This window comes from Gordonia iterans, from assembly GCF_002993285.1.
Taxonomy (GTDB): Bacteria; Actinomycetota; Actinomycetes; order Mycobacteriales; family Mycobacteriaceae; genus Gordonia; species Gordonia iterans.
Genome location: NZ_CP027433.1, coordinates 3,214,662 through 3,235,751, shown reverse-complemented (window position 1 = coordinate 3,235,751; position 21,090 = coordinate 3,214,662). Strand labels below are relative to the sequence as shown.

The following is a 21,090-nucleotide window of genomic DNA, read 5'->3' as shown; positions in this document are numbered from 1 at the left end:
TTCAGCGATGTCCCGAATCGGAATGTCCGAGGTTCCACTCGGGGAGCGCGGCATCGCGAATCCGGCGCTTCAGTTCCGCCGCGTCGGGAAAACCGTCGTCCCGCTTGCGCTCCCAGATCTGCTGACCGTCGGCGTCGATGCGAAACACTCCTCCGGTCCCGGGCACCAGGGTCACCGAGCCGAGCTCGTCGCCGAACGTGGACAGCAGCTCGCTCGCCATCCACGACGCACGCAGGAGCCAGTTGCACTGCGTGCAAAAGGTGATCGTGATCGCCGGCCCGGTCATCGCGACACCCGCAGGACGTCGTCGTGCAGCAGTGACGGCCAGCGCCGGACCTCTTCGGGGCTGGCGGCGACGGTCAGTTCGGCGCGCGGGAGCAGATCGGTCAGACGCTCCGCGGTCGACATCGGGTGCGAAGGGTCGTCGGTCCACGCGAGGACGCGGACCGGCACCTCGATGCGGGCGAGCTCGGCGGGGACGGGAAGGTCGCTGGCCGCGGCGCCGCGGAACACCGACGGCAAGATCGCCTCGTCGACCTCGGGAAGGGTCTCGGGCCGGCCGACGGTGGCCGGCGGCTGCGGCGCCTGCCGGGTGAGCGCGACGAAGGTCTCCAGGCCCTCGTCCTCGATCAGCGACGCGGTGTCCAGGTAGCCCTGCGCGTGCGCCCGGCGCGTCTCCCACGCGGTGGGCGGCAGCAGGACGGTCAGTCCGGCGAAGCGTTCGGGTTCGCGCACAGCGGCGTGCAGCAGCGTCCCGCAGCCCATCGACGTCCCGGCCCCGTACACCGTCTCACCGGGGAAGCGGTGATCCAGGAGGGACAGCAGGTCGGTCGCCAGGTTCTCCCAGCGGTAGTCGTCGGCGACGGCGCGGCCGGTGGAGAAACCGTGGCCCCGGGCGTCGTACCGGAGCAGCCGGGTCCCGGAGAGCCCGATCCCGAGGTTCAGGTCGAGAACGTGGTCGCGGGCCCGGCTGGAGGTGAGGCCGTGCAGCTGCACCACGGCCTGGCCACCCTCGTCGCTCAGCGCGGTGCTCAGCCGTGCACCGGGGACGTCGAACAACGTCATGGCCGACTCCTCTCGTAACAGCGTGGAAACCCGAACGCCCTCGCCGGAAACCCGGGGCCGCTACGTTACCGCCATGCGCTTGACCAACGTCGCCCACCTGCGGCTCCCGTTCGGCCGGCTGATGGGCTACGACGTGATCGTCTCCCCGCCCGGCCGGGCGCTGCCGGTGTCGTTCGATCAGAGCCGGCATGTCGGCGCCGGTGAACGCCCGGGTTCGTGGATGGCGCTCTCGTTCCATCTGCCCGAGCCGGTCGCCCGGCAGGCGCTGGCCGACGCCTGGCTGGCCGTGATCGCCCGCCACGGTACGCTGCGCAGCGCGTTCTCGCCCGGCGAGGACGGCATCCCCCGTCTGCACGAGGTGCGGATCCGCCCGGGCGCCTGGGTGGAGCATCCGATCGGGCCGGGCGAGGCGGTCAACGAGGCGTTGCGCGAGGTGCTCGACCGCGAGTGCTCACCCTATTCCCAACCCGCGCACCGACTCTGCGTCCTGGAGACGGCGGCCGGTCCGACGGTGGTGATCGCCGCCGACCATTCGCACGTCGACATGTGGTCGATGCTGGTGATCCTGCGCGACTTCCTGGCCGCGCTGACCGAGATCCGCGCCGGTCGCCCGGCGTCGCTCCGGCCGGTGCCGCCGTTCGCCGAGCACACGCGCGCCCTCCGCGACCGGCCGTCCGCTCCCGACGACGTACGACGACGCTGGGCGCAGATCCTCGACGACAGCGGCGGCGTGATGCCGCGCTTCCCGCTCCCGCTGGGGTCTGCGCAGGCCGAGGCCGAGCGGGTCGAGGTGCGGGACGTGTTCGACGTCGACGACAGCGCCGGCTTCTCGGCGCAGGCCCGCGCGGAGGGCGTCTCGACGCTCGCGCTGACCGTCGCCACGATGACCAAGGTGACCGCCGAACTGGCCGCCGATCCGTTGCGTGCGGTGTTTCCGGTGCACAGCCGGTACGAGGACCGCTGGCACGATTCGGTCGGGTGGTTCATCACCAACTCGGTGCTCGAGTGCACCGTCGCCGACCCGAAGGCGGCCGCCGAGGCGGTGCGCGAGGCCGTGAGTCTCGGGTCGTGGTCGCTGGCGGACGTGCTGGAACCGTGGGGCGGGATGCCGGAGGCGCCGGGCATGTTCGCCATTTCGTGGCTGGATCTGCGGCGGCTTCCGGTCCGGGTCGATGCGGCCAGTCTGGAAGCGCAGTACGTGGGCGCCAGCATCCGGACCGACGGGGTGATGCTGTGGTTCATCCTGGACGGCACCGGCCTGCATCTGCGTTGCCGCTATCCGGACACCGAGCAGGCGCGCACCAACGTGGGCGCGTGGCTCGACCTCCTCGTCGCTCGACTACAGGAGAGCGCGCGGCTGTCGGTGCGGAGCCGGATCTCGTTGGACGGCAGGCAGTTCCGGATCGAGCGTGCGGGCCGCGCCGACGTGCCCGACATCGTCGCGCTCCTGTGCGACGACGAGATCGGGCGTTCGCGAGAGGTGGAGGAGTACGGCCCGTACGAGGCGGCGTTCGACGTCGTCGCGCGGGAGCGTTCGCACTTCCTGGCGGTGGTGCGCGACGACGCCGGCCTGGCGGTGGGCACCATGCAGCTGACGGTGCTGCCCGGGCTCAGCCGGACCGGGGCTACGCGTTTGCAGATCGAGGGCCTGCGGGTCCGGGGATCCGAGCGCGGTCGTGGGCTGGGCACCGCGATGCTCGAGTGGGCGCACGAGCACGGTCGTGCGCACGGCGCGGACCTGGTCCAGGTGACCACCGACGAGATCCGCGACCGCGCCCGCGCCTTCTACGAGCGCAACGGCTATGCCACCGAGCATGTCGGCCTCAAGCGCGCGCTGTGACAGCGGGTGAGAACCCCGTTCTTGTGGCCAGCTACGGGTCACGGCAGACGGAGGTTCACTGTGCGTCCCAGATCGCGGTCCGGCTCAGGCGGGCTCCGGGCGGAACCAGAGCCAGGTGCAGACGGTGGCCATGATCAGGGTCGCGCCGACGGCGATCCAGACGATCGGGGAGACGACGAACAGCAGCACCGCGCAGAAGCTCATGGTGCCGGTGGCCAGCCACTTGGCCTTCCGGGAGACCGCACCGTGGGCCTGCCAGTCGCGGATCATCGGGCCGGTGCGCGGGTCGTCGAGCAGTCGCGCGTGCAGGCGCTCGGAACCGCGGGCCGCCGCGAAGGCCGCGAGCAGGACGAAGGGCACGGTCGGCAGCACTGGCAGCACCACCCCGAGGATGCCGAGGCCGAGACTGACGTAGGCGAGGAGCCACCACAGCCAGCGGAACCGTGACCGGGTGGTCGTCTCGCCCGGCCCGCCGCGGCGGCCCGCTCGTCGCGGTGTGATGCCGGCGTGCGGTTCCGCGCCGCTCATCGCGACGGGCTATCGTGCCGCAGAGCCGGACTCGGCGCAGGAGCAATCGGTGCGCGGCGGTCCGGTCACCGCGAGGGCGCCGTAGAACACCAGCAGCGAGCTCGCCGCAGCGAAGTTGAACCGGAGATCGCGGGCGCGGACGTGGAAGCCCACCGCGAGGGAGAAGTAGAGCGTGAGCAGGACCGCGGTCAGCCGGGCCAGGCCGGGGGAGAAGCGGGCGCTGGCCAGGCCGGCGGCGGAGGCGCCCTTGATCACCGGGAAGATCCAGCGGTGCTCCTCGGGGAAGCCGACGTCGTCGAGGCATCTCTTGATGTAGTCGATCGGCTTGATGCAGGCGACCGCGTCGGCCGCCTGCCCGGCCGCGGCCAGCAGGTACAGGTCGGGGCTCTGGAGTAGTGCTTTCGGCGATCGGCTGTCCATACTCCGACCCTACGACCGTGCGGGGCGATCGGGAACCCCGACCTACCGGGTCGTCCGGCCACAGTGTTCCCCCGCTCCCCTCGCTCCTTGAGCTGCGACGAGCCGCTAGGCGAGGAGCGTGTCGAAAGGTGTTTCTAGAGAGTGCCTTTCGACACGCCGGGCCCTAGTGTCCCGTGTCGAAAGTTCTTTCGCGGTATGCCGGGGCCCGATGAACGTCTGGCGGCGTTGTCCTCGGTCAGGATACCTGCCGGTATCCCTCCCTCGTCCGCCTTGCCGGCCGCCCATCGGACTCCCGGCAACCATCGAGAAACTTCCGACACGGGACACTAGCGGGCCCGTCGGCTCAACGGGCGGGGAGTCGTGTCGGCTCAACGGGCGGGGTGGGCGGTCTCGGCGGGAGGTCGTGTGGGCGGCGGTCTCGGCAGGGAGTCGAGTCGGCTGGGCGGGCGGTGGATCCTGACCGGCCGGACAGGTTCGGCCGATCCGGCTGCGGGCCGCGCACGACGGCGCGACGATGAGTCCATGACCGAGACGACGACCGCCGCCGTGACCGCCCAGATCGCCGAGCCGATCGGAACCCTGACTCTGCGAGCGCGGGAGCGCCGCAACCCGCTCTCGCTGGCGACCATGCGCGAGGCCACCCGATTGCTGCGCGAACTGTCCGACGATCCGCGGGTGCGGGTGATCGTGATCGCCGCGGAGGGCCCGGCCTTCTCCGCCGGGCACGACCTCGCCGAGCTCGCCGGCCGCACCCTCGAGGACGAGCGCATCGTCTTCGAGGCGTGCCGCGAACTGATGGCGGCCGTGCACGACGTCCCGCGGCCGGTGATCGCCAAGGTGCAGGGGATGGCGCTCGCCGCCGGCTGCCAGCTGGTGGCCACCTGCGATCTGGCCGTCGCCGCCGACGACGCCCGGTTCGGCACGCCGGGTGTCAAGATCGGGCTGTTCTGCTCCACACCGATGGTGCCGCTGACTCGCGCGATCGGCCGCAAGCGCGCCATGCAGATGCTGCTCACGGGCGACCTGATCGACGCGCACACCGCCCTGGACTGGGGACTGCTCAACGCCGTCGTGCCGGGCGACGAGCTCGGGCAGACCGTGGACGACCTCGCGGTGCGCATCGCCGAGTCCAGCGGCGAGACCCTCGCGATCGGCAAACGCGCCTTCTACGAGCAGATCGACGCGACCGAACCGGAGGCCTACCGGATGATGACCGAGACGATGACCGCCAACGCCGTCACGTGCGACGCGCAGGAGGGGATCAACGCGTTCCTGGAGAAGCGCCGCCCGGTCTGGTCGGATCGCTGATCGCGCGGCAGACTGGACCGCATGAAACCCGGTGACACCGCCCCCGACTTCGCTCTGCCCGACCAGACCGGCACGGTCCGCCGCTTGTCGGAGTTCCTGGCCGACGGCCCGGTCGCGCTGTTCTTCTATCCGGCGGCGTTCACGCCCGGCTGCACCAAGGAGGCCTGCTACTTCCGGGACCTGGGCGCCGAGTTCGACGCCGCCGGCGTGCAGCGCGTGGGCATCAGCCGGGACGCCGTGGAGAAGCAGGGCCGGTGGACGCAGGAGCACGGCCTCGACTATCCGCTGCTGGCCGACGTCGACGGCGAGGTCGCCAAGGCGTACGACGTCGGGCGCGGCGGCCTGCTGAAGCTCGCCGGAATGCCCACCAAGCGCACCACCTTCGCGATCCGCGCGGACGGCACCGTCGCCGAGGTGATCTCGTCCGAGGTGAACATGAACGTGCACGCCGACAAGGCGCTCAACGCGCTCGAGGGCTGAGTCCCCGTTGGTCGAGCCTCTCCTCGCTGGTCGAGCGAAGTCCTCGCTGGTCGAGCGAAGTCCTCGCTGGTCGAGCGAAGTCGAGACCACTCCGCGACCACCGACTCCCTCGAGCGCTCAACGCGCTCGAGGGCTGATCACACGCGAAGGCCGCACCCCGAGGGAGAAGCGGGGTGCGGCCTTCGACGTCGCTCGGCCGGGTGGCCGACCGAGGGCTATTTCACTTCGGCGCGCAGGATCCGGGCGATGCCCAGGCTCAGCGGGATCCCGATCCAGATCAGCGACGACACCACCAGGCGGATCCATTCGCCGCCCGAGGCCCAGGTGTCCGACATGAACGGCGCCTGCGTCTGATCGAGGTTCACCCAGTCGCCGAGGCGATCGCCGAAGGCTGGGACCAGTTCGGACACCAGGCTCAGCACGGTCGGCAGCGCGAAGTAGGCGACGATCGCGCCGGGCGTGTTCAGAATCAGCGCGGCGAAGCCGAAGCCGAGCAGCAGGCCGAGGATCTGCAGCAGGAAGGCGTTGAACAGGCCGACGACGCTGAAGCTCCACGAGCCGGCGTCCCCGCCGATCGCGATGCCGGCGATCACGTTGCCGACCGCGCCGAGCACCACGGCCACCGCCACCGCGCCGACCGCGGCGATCAGCGCCGCGCCCAGTTTGGCCAGCACCACCCGTTCGCGGCGGGGCTCCATGGTGAAGGTGGTCAGGGCGTTGCGCTGACTCCATTCGCCGGTCACCAGGAGGATCGCCATGATCGGCAGGATGATCCCGGTCGGGATGTTCATCATGCCGAAGAAGTTCCCGAAGGCGAGGTCCTCCGGATTGTTGCGCCCGACGATCAGCATCACGACCATGACGACCACCGCGATCAGTGCGATGGACGCGGTCAGCCAGAAGCCGGCGCGGGTGTCGACGAGTTTGCGCAGCTCCACCTTGATCAGGCGGGACAGCGGGATCGGCGCCGGGTCGTCGTACCGGGCGGGCGCGGGAGACGGGGTGGACTCGGACAGGACGGTCATGACGGGACTCCAGACGAGGTGGGGAAGGCGTTGGGGGCGAAGGCATCCGACTGCTCGCGCTGCGTCCGCTGGGTGAGTTGGAGGAACATCTCCTCCAGGCGGGCGCCGTCGCCGGGCCGGAGCTCGATCAGGCCGATCTGCCGGGACAGTGCGACGGCCCCGACGTCCACCGGCGCCGCGTCGACGGTGAATCCGCCGTCCGGCGACCGCTCGGCGCGCAGTCCGGCTTCGTAGAGCGCTTGGCCGAGCGCGTCGTCGTCGGTCGAGACCACGCGGGTCCCGGCGCCGGCGAGCAGTTCGTCCTTGGTGCCCTGGGCCACGATGCGGCCGTGCCCGATCACGACGATGTCATCGGCGACGATCTCGATCTCGTGCAGGAGGTGCGAGGAGAGCAGGACGGTCCCGCCGCGGTCGGCGTAGTCACGGAGCAGGGTGCGCATCCAGTGGATGCCTGCCGGGTCGAGGCCGTTGGCGGGCTCGTCGAGGATCAGGATCTCGGGGTCGCCGAGCAGTGCGTTGGCGATCCCGAGGCGCTGGCGCATGCCGAGCGAGTAGTTGCGGACCCGTCGTCCGGATTCCTCGGGCGTCAGGCTGACCAGCTCCAGTACCTGGTCGACGCGCTCGCGGGGCAGGCCGAGGGTCATCGCGGAGAGACGGAGGATCTCCGCGCCGGTGCGGCCGGCGTGCTGAGCGGAGGCGTCCAGGAGCACGCCGACGCTGGTGGCCGGGTTGGGGATGTCGCGGTAGCGGCGGCCGTTCACCAGGGCGGTGCCGGAGCTCTCCGGGGTGAGACCGGCGATGATCCGCATGGTGGTCGACTTGCCGGCGCCGTTCGGTCCCAGGAAGCCGGTCACCAGACCGGGTTTGGCCACGAAGGAGACGTCGTCGACGGCGGTGTAGTCGCCGTAGCGTTTGGTGAGGTGTTCGACGGTGATCATGGCTTCGATCCTCGCCGGGGAGCCGTCCCGTCCACATCGGGCGACGGTCGGTTTCCGGTGCCTACCAATGGGTTCTCCGGTGCGACCAAAGTAGGGGGCGGCCCCCGACCGCGGTACGACGACGAGCTCCGAGCGCCCAGAATAGGCTGGATCCGTGCGCCCCGAGGACTATCAGCCGCGAATCACGGCGTGGGGCCACGTCTATCGGCTGGTGCTGATGCTCGCTCTGTCGGCGATGGCGTGGATCCCGCGCCTGGACTACCAGTTTCACCATGTGCGCTGGTGGTTCGTCACCGATCTGGCGGTCGGCCTGGTCAGCTATCTGGTGGTGACGCAGCGCCGCCGCTTCCCGGTGACGGTCACCACCGTCACCAACCTGGCCGGAATGATCTCCTTCACCGCGGCCGGCCCGGGGGCCCTGTCGCTGGTCTCGCTCTCGACACGGCGGCGGTGGCGCGAGATCCTGCCGATGACACTGTTGACACTCGCCGTGGCGATCTTCGCCGAATGGGTCCTGCGGGTGCCCGAAGTTCCGACGCCCAACGTCTTCGAGGCCGGCGCGCTGGTGGCTTTGATCTGCCTGATGGTGGCGGTCGGCCTGTACATCGGTTCGCGGCGGGAACTGCTGGCCAGCTGGCAGTCGCGGGCCCGGCTGGCCGAGGCTGAACAGGAGGCCAAGGTCCGCGAGGCGCGTGCGGCCGAACGCTCGCGGATCGCCCGCGAGATGCACGACGTTCTGGCGCATCGGATCTCGACCGTGAACATGTACGCCGGGGCGCTGGCGTATCGCGCCGACCTCACCCCGGACGAGGTGCAGCAGACAGCGACCGTCATCGCCGACACGTCGCGCCAGGCCCTGACCGAGCTGCGTGAGGTGCTCGGGGTGCTGCGCGAGGGCCCCGGCGACGCGATCCCCGAGCGGCCCCAGGATGCGTCCGTCGACCTCGTCGAACTGATCGAGGAGAACCGCGCCTCCGGCATGCGCATCGCCTATGACGTCGAGGCCGACGACCTGCCGCCGGCGCTGGCGCGCACCCTCTATCGCTGTCTGCAGGAGGGCCTCACCAATGCCCGCAAGCACGCGCCGTCGGCGCTGGTGCGGGTGGCGGTGTCGGGGTCGGAGGCCGAAGGGGTGCGACTGCGTGTGTGCAACGGGTTGGCGCCGCGGTCCACGGCCGCTCCGGCGCCGCCGGAGTCGGGGTTCGGCCTCGTGGGCCTTGCCGAGCGGGTCAAGCTCAGTGGCGGCGAGCAGTCGGCCGGGGTAGGCCCGGACGGCAAGTTCGAGTTGACGGTGTGGTTACCGTGGCAGACATGACCGCCCGGCTGCTGATCGTCGACGACGACCCCTTGGTCCGCTCTGGGCTCCGCCTGCTGCTCGGCGGCGACCCGCGCTTGGATGTGACCGGTGAGGCCCCGAACGGGCGCGAGGCGCTCGACGCGTGCCGCGGCGGCGGGATCGATCTGGTGCTGATGGATCTGCGGATGCCGGTGATGGACGGCATCGAGGCGACGGCGGCGATCAAGGCGCTGCCCGAGCCGCCCGCGGTGATCGTGCTGACCACGTTCGACGCCGACGACTACGTGGTCCGGGCGCTGGCGGTGGGCGCCGACGGGTTCCTTCTCAAGGACACGCCGCCGGCGGAGATCGTCGGCGCCATCGAGACGGTGCTCGGAGGCCGGCCGGCGCTGAGCCCGTCGGTCACGGCCGCGCTGATCAAGCAGGTGGTCGACGGTCGGGACGACGATCAGGCGACGGCCGCCCGCACCGCGGTGGCACGACTGACCGCGCGCGAGCGGGAGGTGGCCCAGTGTCTGGCGAAGGGAGCGTCGAACGCGGAGATCGGTGCGGAGCTCTATATGAGCGTGCCCACCGTCAAGGCGCACATCTCCCGGATCTTCACCAAGCTCGACGTCGCGAACCGTGTGCAGGTGGCGATCCTGATGCACGACGCCGGGCTCGCCTGAGCACGCGCGAGGCGATGGTCCTGCTGTAGGACGCAGGTCTCCGGCGGCGGTGTCGGCCTACATCGACTCCGGGGTGTGCTCGCCGTCGAGCGCGTCGACCGCGATGCCGTAGGGGAGGAAGCGGACGCGGCGTCCGGGTTCGGTGTTGTGCTGGTTGGCGCGCAGCGCCTCGATCTCTGTGGGGAACACCTGCTCCACACGCGGGCCGTCGTCGTCGACCGTGAGGACGGCCCACACCCCGCCGGCCGGCTCCGATCCGGGCGCTGCGTGCGCCGCCGGCTCGGTGCGCCGGGGCCGGGCCGCCGCGTCGGTGATTCTGGACCACGCGGCCTGTCCGCCCTGCCCGGCGAGGAACTTGCCGACCATGTCTTTGAGTCCTTCGCCGACCTCGCGGGCGAAGCGGTCGAAGTCGTCGTCGCCCGGTCCGAAGGGGTCGTTCTGCGCCATGGGTCGTCCTCCCGGTCTCGCGAACTCGATGACATCCTCCACGGTACTTGTGATGCCCGGCATATCTGCTCGGCAGTCGCCGGGTGTTGCGAGGTCGCCGAGTGGCCCGGTGTCAGGCGACCCAGTGTCCGTGCACGATCCGGAATGGACGGGCAGTCCGGTGTTCGCCCGGTGGCCCGGTCGCGTCCGGTGAAGCGATCACTTCACGCAATGCGCTGACGTCGGGCATTCGTGTGTTGCCGGGCGGTCTGGTGTCGGCGGGCGGTTCACCTGCTGCTGGGATGCGGCTGGGGTCGGGTGCGAGGCGTTCGGGGTGGAACATGATGTTGCTCTGCCACGGAGTGCCGCGTCCGACGGGCCGCCACCCGACGCGTCCGGAGTCGGGCCCGAAGGTGAGGACCGTCGACTCCCAATGCCCGGCAGTCTTGCCGTTCATGCGGTTGTGCCGTCCGCACGCCCCACCCAGACGATCGATATCGGTGACACCGTCGTCGGTCCAATCGGGCATGTGGTGGGCTTGGGTGCGGATGAACGGGACGGTGCAGCCCGGCGCGGTGCAGCCCCGGTCGCGGGCGAACAACGCCAACCGTTGCGCCGCGGTGGCGAACCGGCTCGCGCGCCCCAAATAGAGAACTTGTCCGGTGGCCTTGGAGAACACTGCCAGATACGGGATGGTGTCGGCGGCGAACTGCACCAGATCAGACACCGGGATGCGGGTGCCGGTGGCGGTCCAGCCGATCCCAGCTTGCCGGGCCAGGTCCTCGTCGGTGACGGTGACCACGACTTGTGAGGGGATCCGGGTGGGTGCGGGTTGCCCGGCCAGCGCGAGGGCCCAGTCGCACAATGCTTGGAGGGCGTCATGCTGACGCTGCCCGAGCGTGCGGGTGTCCCGCTCTGCCGCAGCTGCCAGGACGGCGGGGTCGAGGCCGGGTTGGTCGGCGGCGCCGCGGGGGGAGTCGGGGTCGTCGGGGTTGTTCATCCCGGTGGTGGCCCACTGATGCAAGACCACCTCCAACTTCGCGCGCAGCACCGGGGTGAGCAGCGCCCGGACCTTGCTCATCAGTTGCCGGTTCTGCGGCTGCAGGTTGAACGTACGCCGACGGGCCCGGTCGTGGTCGTCGGCCAGGGTGCCGTCGGGGTCGAGCCACGCCAGGATCCGGTTACCGACCACGGTGACCGCGGCCGGGTCCAGACGCCGCGCCGCATCAGCGAGCATCGCTTCGGCTTTGACGCGCTGATCGTGAGTGACCGCCGAGGGGAGTTTGTCCATGATCTCGGTGACCGCGGCGACGTGCGCGCCGCCGGCGTCTCCGTCCGCGACCGCCGTCGCGGTCGCCGTCAGGCGAGGTTCGAGGCGTTCGCCGGTCAGGGCGCCCATCGCGCCGATGCCCTCGGCGGTGACCCGGCGTCGGCGGGCCTCACCGGCCCCCAGACGCAGCCCGAACGCGTACAACTGATGAACCGAGATATGCCCGGCGGTGCGGTACACGCCCCGGTCCGAGACCTCGACGTACAGGGCGGCATCGAACACTTCGGCGCGGCGGCGGGTCTGCTCGCGGACATCGAGCAGCCCCAGCAGGGCGTCGTCGGACTCGGCGGCCACCAGCGCGGTCGCCTCCGCGGTGAGGCGCTGCTCGGCAGTGGTCTGCACCGCCAGCAGCTGGGCTGGTGAGAGACCGGCGAGCAACACCGCAGGATCGAACACGTCCGTGGCGTCGGTGGGGGTGGCGCGATCGGTCGCGCCCGCAGCAGCGGTAGCGTCGTCGTTGTACGAGATGCCGTTGACGGCCATGATGTTCACCTCCCCGAAGTGCTGTTTCCGCTGGTAGAACCGAGGTTTCCGGTTCTTCTTGTGTGTCTGAGATCACTTTACGGCGACCCTCTGACAATTCTGTTCTTCGCTTCGCGGGCAGGACGTTTCGACTCGGCGCTCGGCTGGGGCCTCGCACCGGCTCAACGAGCGAGGGGGCGTTTCGACACGGTGCTCGGCTGGGGCCTCGCACCGGCTCAACGAGCGAGGGGGCGTTTCGACTCGGTGCTCGGCTGGGGCCTCGCACCGGCTCAACGAGCGAGGGGGCGTTTCGACACGGTGCTCGGCTGGGGCCTCGCACCGGCTCAACGAGCGAGGGGGCGTTTCGACTCGGTGCTCGGCTGGGGCCTCGCACCGGCTCAACAAGCGATGGGCGCCTCGCACGGGCTCAACCCACAACACGCTGAGGGGGTGATTTCGAAACCGGCAGAATCGGTACCGGCCGGAGCAGCGACCGAACCATCGCGCGCACCCGGCAGCGTCGTCGTGCGAAGATGCCGTTGACGGTCACGATGTTCACCTCCCCCGAAGTGCTGTTCCCGCTGGCAGGACCGTTGGTTCCGGTTCTCTTTATGTGTCTGACGTCACTCTACGACGGCGGTCTGACACATCTGATCTCCGCTTTGCGGGGCGGGTGCGCGTCAGAGTTTTCGGTGGTGGAAACTCAAGCGCTGACTGGGGTGATTGGTGTCATCACTGTCCCCTGCCCGATCGGATATCCTGGTCGGCGAGCGCCGCAACCCGGCGTTTCCCGGACGAGCCCGCCGTACCCGGACCGCGACAAGACGGTGGCCAAGGAGCCACTCATGTCGTGGATTGTTCTCGTCCTGTCCGGAATTCTCGAAGCCGTCTGGGCCACCGCACTCGGCCGGTCCGAGGGATTGAGCCGGCTCACCCCGTCGCTGATCTTCGGAGCGGCGCTGGTGGTGTCGATGGCCGGTCTTGCCTACGCGATGCGCGAGTTGCCGACCGGCACCGCGTACGCCGTCTGGGTCGGCATCGGCGCCATGCTGACGGTGGTGCTCGCGATGGTCACCGGCGCCGAACCGGTGAGCACCGTGCGGATCCTGTGCATCCTGGCGATCGTGGGCGGCGTGATCGGCCTGAAGCTGGCGCACTGAACGGACGACGACGGCGGCCGCCCACGAGGGTCGGCCGCCGTCGACGACGGTTCTGCGGTGCGCGGATCAGCGCCCGGTGAGCTTGTCCTTGAGCGAGTCCACGCCTTCCTTGACCTTGTCGGCGGCCTCGGTGACCTTCTCCTTGGCGCCCGCCAGGCCCTGGTCGGCCTTGCCCTCGTTCTTGAGATCCTCGTCTCCGGTCACCGCGCCGGTGGCTTCCTTGGCGCGGCCCTTCAGATCTTCGGCCTTGTTCTGTGCGTCGTCGGCGATTCCCATGGGTCCTCCTCGTGTCGAATCACATCGCGGCCCTGGTGCATGGAGTTCCCGCGGGGACGTCGGAGTCCGGGCGGGTCGTGCCCTCCGTGCGGGTCGGCGCCGCCGTGAGCGGCGGCGGTTCCGACGCTACCGAGTTCTGCGGGAGTCCGCAGCGCTGCAGGTCAGCGTCCCGTCCAGCGCGGCTCGCGCTTCTGGACAAAGGCCATGATCCCCTCGGTGGTGTCCTGGCTGACGATCACCGTGTCGAGCACGGACACGCTGTCCCGGACGGCGGTGACGGTGTCGGCGTCGGCGTCGGCGGCGGCCGTCACCGCGATCGAGGCCCGGACCGACGTCGGCGATCCGGCCAGGATCTCGGCGGCCACCTCACGGGCCAGCGCCAGCACGTCGCCGTGCGGGGCGATCCGCGAGATCAGCCCGTACTGCAGCGCCTCCTGAGCGTCGAGACGACGACCCGTCAGCAGCATGTCCTGCGCGACGGCCGGCGGAATCACGCGCGGCAGCCGGACCAGCCCGCCGGCCGCGGCCACCAGCCCGACCCGCACCTCGGGGAGGCCGAAGGTGGCGTGCTCGTCGGCGACGATCAGGTGGCTCACCAGCGCGATCTCCAATCCGCCGCCGAGCGCGAACCCGTTCACCGCCGCGATGATCGGCTTGGGCTTGTCCCGCCGCGAGGTGAGTCCGCCGAAGCCGTTCTCCGGGACCGCGAGGGCGCCGACGCCGCCGCTGGCCGCCAGATCGTTCCCGGAGGAGAACGCCTTTTCACCGGCGCCGGTGAGGATCGCGACCCACAGGTCCGGGTCGGCGAAGTAGGCGTCGAAGATCTCGTCCAGCTCGGCGTTGGTCTTGGCGCGCAAGGCGTTACGGGCTTCGGGCCGGTTGATGACGATCTCCAGGACGTGCCCGTCCCGGCGGACGAGCACGTCGTCGTACGAGTCCCGGAAGCCGATCGGCCGGCGCGGGCGGAGTCGGTCCATCGTCGCCTCGTCGAGCGTCACCGTGTTCCCCTTGGCCGACGACCGCGCGAAGACCTGCGCGCCGACCGGATCGTCGTCGCCGCAGAGGAGGTCGAAGAGGGCGTCGTCGCCGCGTTCGACGGTGGAGAGGAAGCGCGCGCCGTCCGGGGTGCGGCCGATCACCAGGCCCATCCGCGAGTCGCCGCCGGGGTCGGCGACGGTGAAGGTCTCGATCACGGCGGGCCCGTCGGCATAGCGGCACAACGGGATCCGTTCGCGCCGGTCGAGTTCGGCCTGCAGGCGCGACGACGTCGACGGCCGCCAGGGCGCGGGCTCGGTGGAGTAGATCCCGACCGAGAACTTGCTCAGGACCCCGCCGTTGGCGGTGACCAGCCCGAGCGCCCCGGGGTCGCGCCGCACCCGCTGCACGATCTCGGCGATGCCGTGCATCGAGTAGTTGTTGCCGGGCCCGCCGAAGTAGGGCAGGCCGCCGGTCGCGGTGAGCCCGCGGGGATCGTCGGCGTCCAGGCCGAACTCCTCGGCGACGTTGAACACGGCGATCGGGAAGCAGCTGTACAGGTCGAAGTGGTCGATGCGGTCGATGCTCGTGCCGGCCATCTGCAGCGCCTCGGTCAGCGCGGCGGGCTGCGACGGAGCACGGGACAGGTCCGGACGGGCCAGCAGCGGCTGTTCGACGACGTCGGCGTGCCCGTGCAAGAACACCCAACGGCTCGGGTCGATCCCGGCGGCGGTGGCGGCGGCCGCCGACATCAGGACCACCGCGGCCGCCTGGTTCACCTGGTCGCGCGCGATCAGGCGTCGCGGATAGGGCAGCGCGACCAGCCGGTTGCGCTCGGAAGGCTCCGCGAGCTCGGCGGCCGTGTGCTCGCGCGGGGCAGCCGCGTACGGGTTCTGCGCGGCCACCCGGGTCATCGGGGCGAACAGCTCGCCCATCTGGAGGGCGTACTCGGCGCGGCTCAGTCCCAGGCGGTGCCGACGGGCGTTCTCCAGGAGCGCGTACTGGTGGGTCGGCAGCACCAGGCCGTGCTTCACCTCCTCCACCGAGGTGAGTCCGGCGATGCCGAATCCGCGGTCTTCCAGCTGGCCGTCGACGTGCTCGGTGTAGTCCGGCTTCTCGCCGTCACCGGTCAGCGCGCGCCGCACCGTCGACATCACCTCGGCGCCGAGCAGGACGACGGCGTGGGCGCGCCCGGCGGCGATCTCGCCGGAGAACTCGGTCACCAGGTGCTGCGGACTCTGCCCGCCGGTCACCTCTTCGATCGCGCGGCGCGGGTGCATCCCGGTGCGTGCGGCGACGGCGCGGGGCATGTTGTCCGGTCGGCCGAGCGGCGAAGCCGAAGCGGGGCTGGACTTCTCGAACGAGCGGACGGCCGCGACCACGTCGATCGACGACGCGATCCGCTCGGCAGGCGCGCCGGTGTCGTCGAACGCGGCCGCGACCGCTCGAGCTGCGAGATCGGCCTCGCCGAGGGCCGCGTAGCCGGGGTCGTCGAGCCGTTCGGCGGCCTGGCCGACGCCGACGATCACCGGCGTGTCCGGATCGACGCCGGGTATCGAGACGGGGAGGGCGGAGACGGCCTCCGGAGTGCTGGACTCGGTCACGGGCGGACTCCTTCGCGTGGCATGCATCCGCACCTTACCCTTGAGTCAGATCGACGGACGGGGAGGTGCGATGGGCGAGTTGGCCCCGGCGGATGCGGACATGTTCTGGCGTTCGCGCCACCGCGTCAACGACCAGTTCCTGCTCTACTGCTTCTCCCTGCGCCCGACTTCGCTGGTCGAGCGGAGTCGAGACCAAACCCCGGGCGGCGCGGGCGATCGACGCAGAGTGCTCGATTCCCTGCGTCGCCGTGCCGAAGCCGTCGACGAGCTGCACCTGCGCGTCGCGCCCGCACCGGCCGACCTCGCCTTCCCTCGGTGGTGTCCCGCGCCGATCGACGACGATGCCTTCGTGGTGCACGACGGCGCCGACACCTGGGATCGTTGTCGTGCGCAGGTTGCCGGCCTGCTGACCGAGGGGCTCGAGGCGACGGTGCGGCCGTGGCGGCTGCATCTGCTCGGGCCGTCGACCGGTGCGCCGTGCGCCGACGGTCCGGTCTGGGTCGTCGTCTTCCAGGTGTCGCACGCGCTCGCTGACGGGCGTGGAGCGTCGGCGCTGGCGCGCGCGTTGTTCGGGGGTTCGGTGCCGCCCGGGGCGGTGCCTGCGGCGCGTCCGCCCGGTGTGCTCGCCGCGGTCGGCGGCGCGCTGCAGGTGCCGGTGCGCGTGGCCGCGGGACTCGGTCTTGGACTCCTGTCCTGGTCCGGCGACGGGCCGCGGACGGCCGGCCCCGACCCGCTCCCGGCGAGCGTCTTCAACCGCCCGGCCGGACCGCGTCGCCGGATCGACGTCATCGTGACCGATGTCGACACGCTGCGGGCTGCCGCTGGAGGCGATGCGCGACGACCCGCGGTCACCGTCGCCTTCTTGTCCGTTCTCGCGGACGTGCTGTCGGAGTGTCTCGGCGACGCCGCCCCGGAGCTCGCCGTCGAGCTGACCGTGGGGCATTCGCTCGCGGCCGGACCGGGACCGCCTGATCGGAGGTGGGGTTCTCTTCGATGGTTGAGCGAGCGCAGCCCTTCCACGGAGCTCAGGAGCCACGAGTCGAAACCACCCACGAAGAAGCGGTCAGTCTCCCAACCCCGCAACGACTTTCACAACGTGACCATCCGGCTGAGGGCCGATCTGGAGTTTCCCGAGCGAGTCGCGGCCGTCGCCGCGGAGATCGCCGACGCCCGTGCCGGTGACCGGCGGAGCGGACTGGCCGCGTGGGCTCAGCGCCGGGCCGCGGAGATCACCCCGCCGGTGCTGCGTGCGCTCGCGGCGCGGCTGAGCGCCACCGGCGAGGCGCCGTCGTACGTCGCCGGTGCGACCGTGGTGTCGTCGGTGAATCGCGGGCCCGCCGATCTGACGCTCGACGGGGGAGAGGTGCTGTTCACCGCCGGTTTCCCGGCGCTGTCCGCCGCCCATGCCATGACGATCGGCCTGCACGGGCTCGGTTCGACGGTGACGATCTCGGTCACGTCGGACCCGGACGCGGTGCCCGACGCCGCCTCCGTGATCGATCTCCTCACGAAGGCGATTTCGCCGTAGAGTGCGAAGCATGACCTACGTCACCGAGAATCCCGCGACCGGCGCCGTCGAGCGCACCTTCGACACCCTGAGCGACGAGGAGGTGCAAGAGGTTCTCGCTCGGTCGGCCGAGGCGTACAAGCATTGGCGCGAGACGTCGATCGACGAGCGCGTCCGGATGCTGCGTGCCACCGCGGCCGCGTACCGGGACCGGATCGGTGAGCTCGCCGAGCTGGTCTCCACCGAGATGGGCAAGCCGCCCGCTCAGGCACAGGGGGAGCTGATGCTCACCGCGATGATCTACGACTGGTACGCAGAGCACGGTCCGGCGCTGCTGGAGTCCGAGGAGCTCGATCCGCAGGGCGCGGCGTCGTCGATCGTCACCCGGACGCCGATCGGTCCGCTGCTCGGGATCATGCCGTGGAACTTCCCCTACTATCAGGTGGCGCGTTTCGCGGCCCCGAATCTGTTGCTGGGCAACACGATCGTGCTCAAGCATGCGCCGATCTGCGCGGCGTCGTCCGCGGTGATGGAAGAGATCGCGCACGCTGCTGGTGTACCGCGTGATGCGTACATCAACGTGTACGTGACCAACGAGCAGGCGGCGGACATCATCGCCGACAAGCGGATCCAGGGCGTGTCGCTGACCGGCAGCGGCCGGGCCGGCGCCGCGGTGGCGCAGACCGCCGCCAAGCATCTCAAGAAGTCGGTGCTCGAGCTCGGCGGATCGGATGCGTTCATCCTGCTCGACACCCCGGACGTCGCAGCCACGGCGGCCGGTGCGGCGAAGGGCCGGCTGATGAACTGCGGGCAGGCCTGCAACTCGCCGAAGCGGTTCATCGTGCACGAGGAGCTGTACGACGACTTCGTGGCTCAGCTGACCGCCGCGTTCGAGGGCGCGGCAGTCGGTGACCCCGCCGATCCGGAGACGCAGGTCGGTCCGCTCTCGTCGGTGGCCGCTCGTGACCAGGTGGTGGAGCAGGTGAGGCGGGCGGTGGCGCAGGGCGCCACGCTGCACACCGGCGGCGAGGCCCTCGACCGGCCGGGCGCGTTCATGGCGCCGGCGGTGCTCACCGGGATCACGCCGGAGATGGACGCGTATCGCGAGGAGATCTTCGGCCCGGTCGCCGTCGTCTATTCGGTGAGCGACGACGATCAGGCCGTGGAACTGGCCAACGACGTCGACTACGGGCTGTCCGGGTCGGTGTGGAGCACGGATGTGGAGCGGGCTACCGCGCTGGCCGACCGCCTCGACGTCGGCATGGCAATGGTGAACGAGCACGGCACCACGCTGCCGGGTCTGCCGTTCGGCGGCGTCAAGGCGTCTGGCTACGGGCGCGAGCTGGGGCCGTGGGGTCTCGGCGAGTTCGCGAACGTGCGTCTGCGTCGGATCGCCAAGTAGCGACTCACTCGACGTAGTTGTCGATCGCCGCCTGCTGCGACACGGCGCGCGGATTCCCGCGGGTGAGCCGCTTCGGCAGGCGGTCGGCGAGGCCGCCGATCGGGGCGACGGAGCGGTTCAGGAGCTCCACCACCTCGTTGAGGTGGTCGACGGTCTCCTGCATCTCGGCCAGGTTCGGGGGAAGGGCGGCGAGGGTCTCGGACAGCTCGGCGAACTTGTCGAGCGGGCCGCCGGGCGCGATGATCTGCTCCAATGCGCCGCCCTCTCCGACCAGCTGGTCGAGCAGGCCGTCGTCGCTGGCGGCGCGGTCGAGCACGCCGCCGGGCTGGGCGAGCTTCTCCAGTACCCCGTCGGGTGCGGTCAGTTTGTCGACGACGCCGCCCTGGCTGGTGAGGCGTTCCAGGATGCCCTCGTTCTCGGTGATCTGGTCGATCACGCCGCCCGGCCGGGTGAGTCGATCGAGCGGGCCGTCTTTGGCGGCGATGCGCATCAGCGCACCGTTCTCGTCGGTCAGGAGGTCGATGGCGCCGCCGGGCTTGGTGAGGCGGTCGAGGATGCCGTCGTTCTCGGTGAACTGGTCGATGACGCCGCCGTCGCGGGTGAGCCGGTCGATGGGGCCGTCCTTGGCCGCCACCCGCATCAGTGCGCCGTTCTCGTCGGTCATCATGTCGAGCAGACCGCCCTTGGCGGTGAGCTTCTCCAGGAGGCCGTCGGAGGCGGTGAGGCGGTCGATGACACCGCCGCGCCGGCTCAGCCGGTCGAGCGGGCCATTCGGCGCGAGCAGCCGTCCGACCGGGCGGTCCGGTGCGAGCAAGGTCGCGACCTGGGCCAGAATCTGCAGGGGAGCGCCGGTGGAGGCCACTTCGCTGCCTCCGCGGATGCCCAGCGCCGCGTTCACCTCGGTCTCCACGCCGGTCACCGCGACGCGTGCGACGTTGATCGCCGATTCGACGGTGCCGAGGGCGATGCCCGCGGCGGCGAAACCCAGCCGAACGGGAAGCTTCACCACGTCGCTCGCCTGGAGGCTTGACTCAGTCATAGGCGAGAATCTTACCGTTACTCGTTGGCAAGGTCACCCGTCGGCCGATGCGGACGCTACTTGGACTGCGCCTTCTTCATCTTCTTGTACTCGCGCACCTTCAGCAGGGACTCCTGATCGACGACGTCGGCGATGGACCGGTAGCCGTCCTGGCTGTAGTCGCCGGCGATCTTCTCCCAGCCGGGAGGCTGCACGCCGAGTTGTTTGCCCAGCAGGGCGACGAACATCTTGACCTTCGCTTTGCCGTAGCCGGGCAGGCCCTCCAGGCGCCGGGCCAGGTCGCGGCCGGACTCGGCCTCGGTCCACACCTGCGCCGCGTCGCCGTCGTACTCGTCGACGATCACCTGTGCGAGTTGCTGGATCCGCCCGGCCATCGACCGGCCGTAGCGGTGGACTGCGGGCGGGGTGGCGCAGAGTTCGGCGAAGGCCTCGGGGTCGGCCGCGGCGATCTGCGCCGGGTCCAGGTTCCCGAAGCGCTCGACGATCTTGACCGGTCCGGCGAACGCTCGCTCCATGGGGAACTGCTGATCCAGGAGACCGCCGATGAGCAGGGCGAACGGATCGCGGGAGATCAGCTCGTCGGCGACGGGGTCCATCGTGAGGTGTAGATCGGCCATGGCAACTACTGTAAGTGCCCGTGATCGAGTGTGACACCTGGCACACTCAGTACTCATGCGCCGTCTTCTGAACTCCCAGCGCCCGTCCCGCCGTGCCCGCGCCGCTGCCGTCGTCGGCCTCGCTGCCGCCACGGCGGGCGGCACGCTGGTCGCCGGGGAGGCCGCGGCCGAGCCCGAACTGCGTAACTATGTGAAGACCATCCGCTGCAACAGCGCCGATCCGTTCCCGGGCCCACAACTTCCGATCCGGGTCAGCGTATGGAACAAGGTGCGCTTCCCCTCCGACGGGCTGCCCGGCCCGGCGATCGAGCTGATCGCCACCGGACCGCGGCCGGGTGGACTGCCGAACATCGGCACGTACACCATCGAGACGCGGGTGAAGTGGCGCAACGTGACCACCGGCAAGCGCGGATCGGTCTTTGTGCCGACCACCACCAACCGGGTCACCTGGCAGGCCGTGATTCATCCGGGCCGCGGCCAGGTGCACTTCACGATTCACCAGAAGATCGGCGCCGTGGCCTTTGTGCCGATGGTGAACCCGCAGTTCTCGTCGTGCCGTGGCTCGGCGCCGTCTGTGTAGGTGGTCTCGACTCTTCGACCGGCGGGGAGGTCTCGACTCCGCTCGACCAGCGAGGGTGCTCGACCAGCGAGGGGTCTCGACCAGCGAGGGGTCTCGACCCTTCGACCGCGTGTCCTTCGACAGGCTCAGGAACCGTCTTACGC

The 21,090-nt window shown here is 70.5% G+C and carries 21 protein-coding genes and 1 riboswitch; of the genes, 9 read left to right on the top strand and 12 right to left on the bottom strand.

Going from position 1 to position 21,090, the window contains the following annotated elements; all coding sequences use genetic code 11:
* Position 1 precedes the first annotated feature (1 nt).
* Positions 2-286 carry a SelT/SelW/SelH family protein gene (locus tag C6V83_RS14900; protein ID WP_105943047.1) on the bottom strand — a complete coding sequence of 95 codons (285 nt, stop codon included), beginning with the start codon at positions 284-286 and terminating at the stop codon, positions 2-4.
* Positions 283-1,065, bottom strand: a complete 783-nt coding sequence (locus C6V83_RS14895) for an alpha/beta fold hydrolase (RefSeq protein WP_105943046.1) — start codon at positions 1,063-1,065, stop codon at positions 283-285. Before C6V83_RS14895 ends, C6V83_RS14900 begins: the two co-directional genes overlap by 4 nt.
* Before the next feature lie 73 nt (positions 1,066-1,138).
* Between C6V83_RS14895 and C6V83_RS14890 the strand changes: the two genes are divergently transcribed.
* Positions 1,139-2,905 carry a GNAT family N-acetyltransferase gene (locus C6V83_RS14890; RefSeq protein ID WP_105943045.1) on the top strand — a complete coding sequence of 589 codons (1,767 nt, stop codon included), beginning with the start codon at positions 1,139-1,141 and terminating at the stop codon, positions 2,903-2,905.
* Positions 2,906-2,989: 84 nt separating this feature from the next.
* Here the strand turns inward: C6V83_RS14890 and C6V83_RS14885 are convergent, their stop codons facing one another.
* On the bottom strand, positions 2,990-3,433 hold the full coding sequence (locus tag C6V83_RS14885; protein ID WP_105943044.1) for a YbaN family protein: 444 nt from the start codon (positions 3,431-3,433) through the stop codon (positions 2,990-2,992).
* A gap of 9 nt (positions 3,434-3,442) precedes the next feature.
* Positions 3,443-3,853 (bottom strand): DoxX family protein, encoded by a 411-nt coding sequence (locus tag C6V83_RS14880; RefSeq protein ID WP_105943043.1) that lies wholly within the window; start codon positions 3,851-3,853, stop codon positions 3,443-3,445.
* A gap of 522 nt (positions 3,854-4,375) precedes the next feature.
* Between C6V83_RS14880 and C6V83_RS14875 the strand changes: the two genes are divergently transcribed.
* Both C6V83_RS14875 and C6V83_RS14870 read left to right on the top strand, forming a co-directional pair.
* Positions 4,376-5,161 (top strand): enoyl-CoA hydratase, encoded by a 786-nt coding sequence (locus C6V83_RS14875; RefSeq protein WP_105943995.1) that lies wholly within the window; start codon positions 4,376-4,378, stop codon positions 5,159-5,161.
* Positions 5,162-5,182: 21 nt separating this feature from the next.
* Positions 5,183-5,641 (top strand): peroxiredoxin, encoded by a 459-nt coding sequence (locus C6V83_RS14870; protein WP_105943042.1) that lies wholly within the window; start codon positions 5,183-5,185, stop codon positions 5,639-5,641.
* A 215-nt stretch (positions 5,642-5,856) separates the two neighbouring features.
* Here the strand turns inward: C6V83_RS14870 and C6V83_RS14865 are convergent, their stop codons facing one another.
* Both C6V83_RS14865 and C6V83_RS14860 read right to left on the bottom strand, forming a co-directional pair.
* The gene (locus C6V83_RS14865; protein ID WP_105943041.1) at positions 5,857-6,666 is read right to left on the bottom strand and encodes an ABC transporter permease; all 810 of its coding nucleotides are present in this window, start codon (positions 6,664-6,666) and stop codon (positions 5,857-5,859) included.
* A complete protein-coding gene (locus C6V83_RS14860; RefSeq protein ID WP_199832533.1) occupies positions 6,663-7,604 on the bottom strand; it encodes an ABC transporter ATP-binding protein in 942 nt (313 codons plus the stop codon). The genes C6V83_RS14865 and C6V83_RS14860 overlap by 4 nt, the downstream gene beginning before the upstream one ends.
* Positions 7,605-7,758: 154 nt before the next feature.
* Here C6V83_RS14860 and C6V83_RS14855 point away from each other — a divergent pair, with 154 nt between their 5' ends.
* Positions 7,759-8,919: a histidine kinase gene (locus C6V83_RS14855; protein WP_105943039.1), complete on the top strand. Its 1,161-nt coding sequence runs from the start codon at positions 7,759-7,761 to the stop codon at positions 8,917-8,919.
* On the top strand, positions 8,916-9,569 hold the full coding sequence (locus tag C6V83_RS14850; protein WP_105943038.1) for a response regulator: 654 nt from the start codon (positions 8,916-8,918) through the stop codon (positions 9,567-9,569). Before C6V83_RS14855 ends, C6V83_RS14850 begins: the two co-directional genes overlap by 4 nt.
* Positions 9,570-9,626: 57 nt before the next feature.
* On the opposite strand, the gene C6V83_RS14845 is transcribed toward C6V83_RS14850, so the two are convergent.
* Positions 9,627-10,016, bottom strand: a complete 390-nt coding sequence (locus C6V83_RS14845) for a hypothetical protein (RefSeq protein WP_105943037.1) — start codon at positions 10,014-10,016, stop codon at positions 9,627-9,629.
* Positions 10,017-10,128: 112 nt separating this feature from the next.
* Positions 10,129-11,808 carry an HNH endonuclease signature motif containing protein gene (locus C6V83_RS14840; RefSeq protein WP_105943994.1) on the bottom strand — a complete coding sequence of 560 codons (1,680 nt, stop codon included), beginning with the start codon at positions 11,806-11,808 and terminating at the stop codon, positions 10,129-10,131.
* Between the two features lie 745 nt (positions 11,809-12,553).
* A riboswitch (guanidine-III (ykkC-III) riboswitch) is annotated at positions 12,554-12,621 on the top strand.
* Between the two features lie 11 nt (positions 12,622-12,632).
* On the opposite strand from C6V83_RS14840, the gene C6V83_RS14835 reads away from it, so the two are divergent.
* Positions 12,633-12,947 carry a DMT family transporter gene (locus C6V83_RS14835; RefSeq protein WP_105943036.1) on the top strand — a complete coding sequence of 105 codons (315 nt, stop codon included), beginning with the start codon at positions 12,633-12,635 and terminating at the stop codon, positions 12,945-12,947.
* 66 nt (positions 12,948-13,013) lie between these two features.
* Here C6V83_RS14835 and C6V83_RS14830 read toward each other — a convergent pair whose 3' ends face one another.
* Both C6V83_RS14830 and C6V83_RS14825 read right to left on the bottom strand, forming a co-directional pair.
* Entirely contained in the window at positions 13,014-13,223 is a 210-nt protein-coding gene (locus C6V83_RS14830) for a CsbD family protein (RefSeq protein WP_105943035.1), read from the bottom strand.
* A gap of 161 nt (positions 13,224-13,384) precedes the next feature.
* Complete coding sequence (locus C6V83_RS14825; protein ID WP_105943034.1) at positions 13,385-15,829, bottom strand: acetyl-CoA acetyltransferase; 2,445 nt, start codon at positions 15,827-15,829, stop codon at positions 13,385-13,387.
* Positions 15,830-15,872: 43 nt separating this feature from the next.
* Here C6V83_RS14825 and C6V83_RS14820 point away from each other — a divergent pair, with 43 nt between their 5' ends.
* Together C6V83_RS14820 and C6V83_RS14815 are read left to right on the top strand one after the other, a co-directional pair.
* On the top strand, positions 15,873-17,330 hold the full coding sequence (locus C6V83_RS14820; protein ID WP_234353761.1) for a WS/DGAT domain-containing protein: 1,458 nt from the start codon (positions 15,873-15,875) through the stop codon (positions 17,328-17,330).
* Between the two features lie 10 nt (positions 17,331-17,340).
* The gene (locus C6V83_RS14815) at positions 17,341-18,711 is read left to right on the top strand and encodes an NAD-dependent succinate-semialdehyde dehydrogenase (RefSeq protein ID WP_105943033.1); all 1,371 of its coding nucleotides are present in this window, start codon (positions 17,341-17,343) and stop codon (positions 18,709-18,711) included.
* Positions 18,712-18,715: 4 nt separating this feature from the next.
* Here the strand turns inward: C6V83_RS14815 and C6V83_RS14810 are convergent, their stop codons facing one another.
* Together C6V83_RS14810 and C6V83_RS14805 are read right to left on the bottom strand one after the other, a co-directional pair.
* Positions 18,716-19,750 (bottom strand): hypothetical protein, encoded by a 1,035-nt coding sequence (locus C6V83_RS14810; RefSeq protein WP_105943032.1) that lies wholly within the window; start codon positions 19,748-19,750, stop codon positions 18,716-18,718.
* A gap of 56 nt (positions 19,751-19,806) precedes the next feature.
* The gene (locus C6V83_RS14805; protein ID WP_105943031.1) at positions 19,807-20,367 is read right to left on the bottom strand and encodes an HhH-GPD-type base excision DNA repair protein; all 561 of its coding nucleotides are present in this window, start codon (positions 20,365-20,367) and stop codon (positions 19,807-19,809) included.
* Between the two features lie 55 nt (positions 20,368-20,422).
* Between C6V83_RS14805 and C6V83_RS14800 the strand changes: the two genes are divergently transcribed.
* Positions 20,423-20,947 (top strand): hypothetical protein, encoded by a 525-nt coding sequence (locus tag C6V83_RS14800; protein ID WP_105943030.1) that lies wholly within the window; start codon positions 20,423-20,425, stop codon positions 20,945-20,947.
* The last annotated feature ends 143 nt before the right edge of the window (positions 20,948-21,090 follow it).

Coding starts and splice junctions, on each gene's coding strand:
- C6V83_RS14835 (WP_105943036.1), top strand. CDS start 12,633: ATGTCGTGGATTGTTCTCGTCCTGTCCGGAATTCTCGAAGCCGTCTGG.
- C6V83_RS14815 (WP_105943033.1), top strand. CDS start 17,341: ATGACCTACGTCACCGAGAATCCCGCGACCGGCGCCGTCGAGCGCACC.
- C6V83_RS14885 (WP_105943044.1), bottom strand. CDS start 3,433: ATGAGCGGCGCGGAACCGCACGCCGGCATCACACCGCGACGAGCGGGC.
- C6V83_RS14875 (WP_105943995.1), top strand. CDS start 4,376: ATGACCGAGACGACGACCGCCGCCGTGACCGCCCAGATCGCCGAGCCG.
- C6V83_RS14860 (WP_199832533.1), bottom strand. CDS start 7,604: ATGATCACCGTCGAACACCTCACCAAACGCTACGGCGACTACACCGCC.
- C6V83_RS14840 (WP_105943994.1), bottom strand. CDS start 11,808: ATGGCCGTCAACGGCATCTCGTACAACGACGACGCTACCGCTGCTGCG.
- C6V83_RS14810 (WP_105943032.1), bottom strand. CDS start 19,750: ATGACTGAGTCAAGCCTCCAGGCGAGCGACGTGGTGAAGCTTCCCGTT.
- C6V83_RS14850 (WP_105943038.1), top strand. CDS start 8,916: ATGACCGCCCGGCTGCTGATCGTCGACGACGACCCCTTGGTCCGCTCT.
- C6V83_RS14825 (WP_105943034.1), bottom strand. CDS start 15,829: ATGCATGCCACGCGAAGGAGTCCGCCCGTGACCGAGTCCAGCACTCCG.
- C6V83_RS14895 (WP_105943046.1), bottom strand. CDS start 1,065: ATGACGTTGTTCGACGTCCCCGGTGCACGGCTGAGCACCGCGCTGAGC.
- C6V83_RS14890 (WP_105943045.1), top strand. CDS start 1,139: ATGCGCTTGACCAACGTCGCCCACCTGCGGCTCCCGTTCGGCCGGCTG.
- C6V83_RS14805 (WP_105943031.1), bottom strand. CDS start 20,367: ATGGCCGATCTACACCTCACGATGGACCCCGTCGCCGACGAGCTGATC.
- C6V83_RS14900 (WP_105943047.1), bottom strand. CDS start 286: ATGACCGGGCCGGCGATCACGATCACCTTTTGCACGCAGTGCAACTGG.
- C6V83_RS14820 (WP_234353761.1), top strand. CDS start 15,873: ATGGGCGAGTTGGCCCCGGCGGATGCGGACATGTTCTGGCGTTCGCGC.
- C6V83_RS14830 (WP_105943035.1), bottom strand. CDS start 13,223: ATGGGAATCGCCGACGACGCACAGAACAAGGCCGAAGATCTGAAGGGC.
- C6V83_RS14845 (WP_105943037.1), bottom strand. CDS start 10,016: ATGGCGCAGAACGACCCCTTCGGACCGGGCGACGACGACTTCGACCGC.
- C6V83_RS14865 (WP_105943041.1), bottom strand. CDS start 6,666: ATGACCGTCCTGTCCGAGTCCACCCCGTCTCCCGCGCCCGCCCGGTAC.
- C6V83_RS14800 (WP_105943030.1), top strand. CDS start 20,423: ATGCGCCGTCTTCTGAACTCCCAGCGCCCGTCCCGCCGTGCCCGCGCC.
- C6V83_RS14880 (WP_105943043.1), bottom strand. CDS start 3,853: ATGGACAGCCGATCGCCGAAAGCACTACTCCAGAGCCCCGACCTGTAC.
- C6V83_RS14870 (WP_105943042.1), top strand. CDS start 5,183: ATGAAACCCGGTGACACCGCCCCCGACTTCGCTCTGCCCGACCAGACC.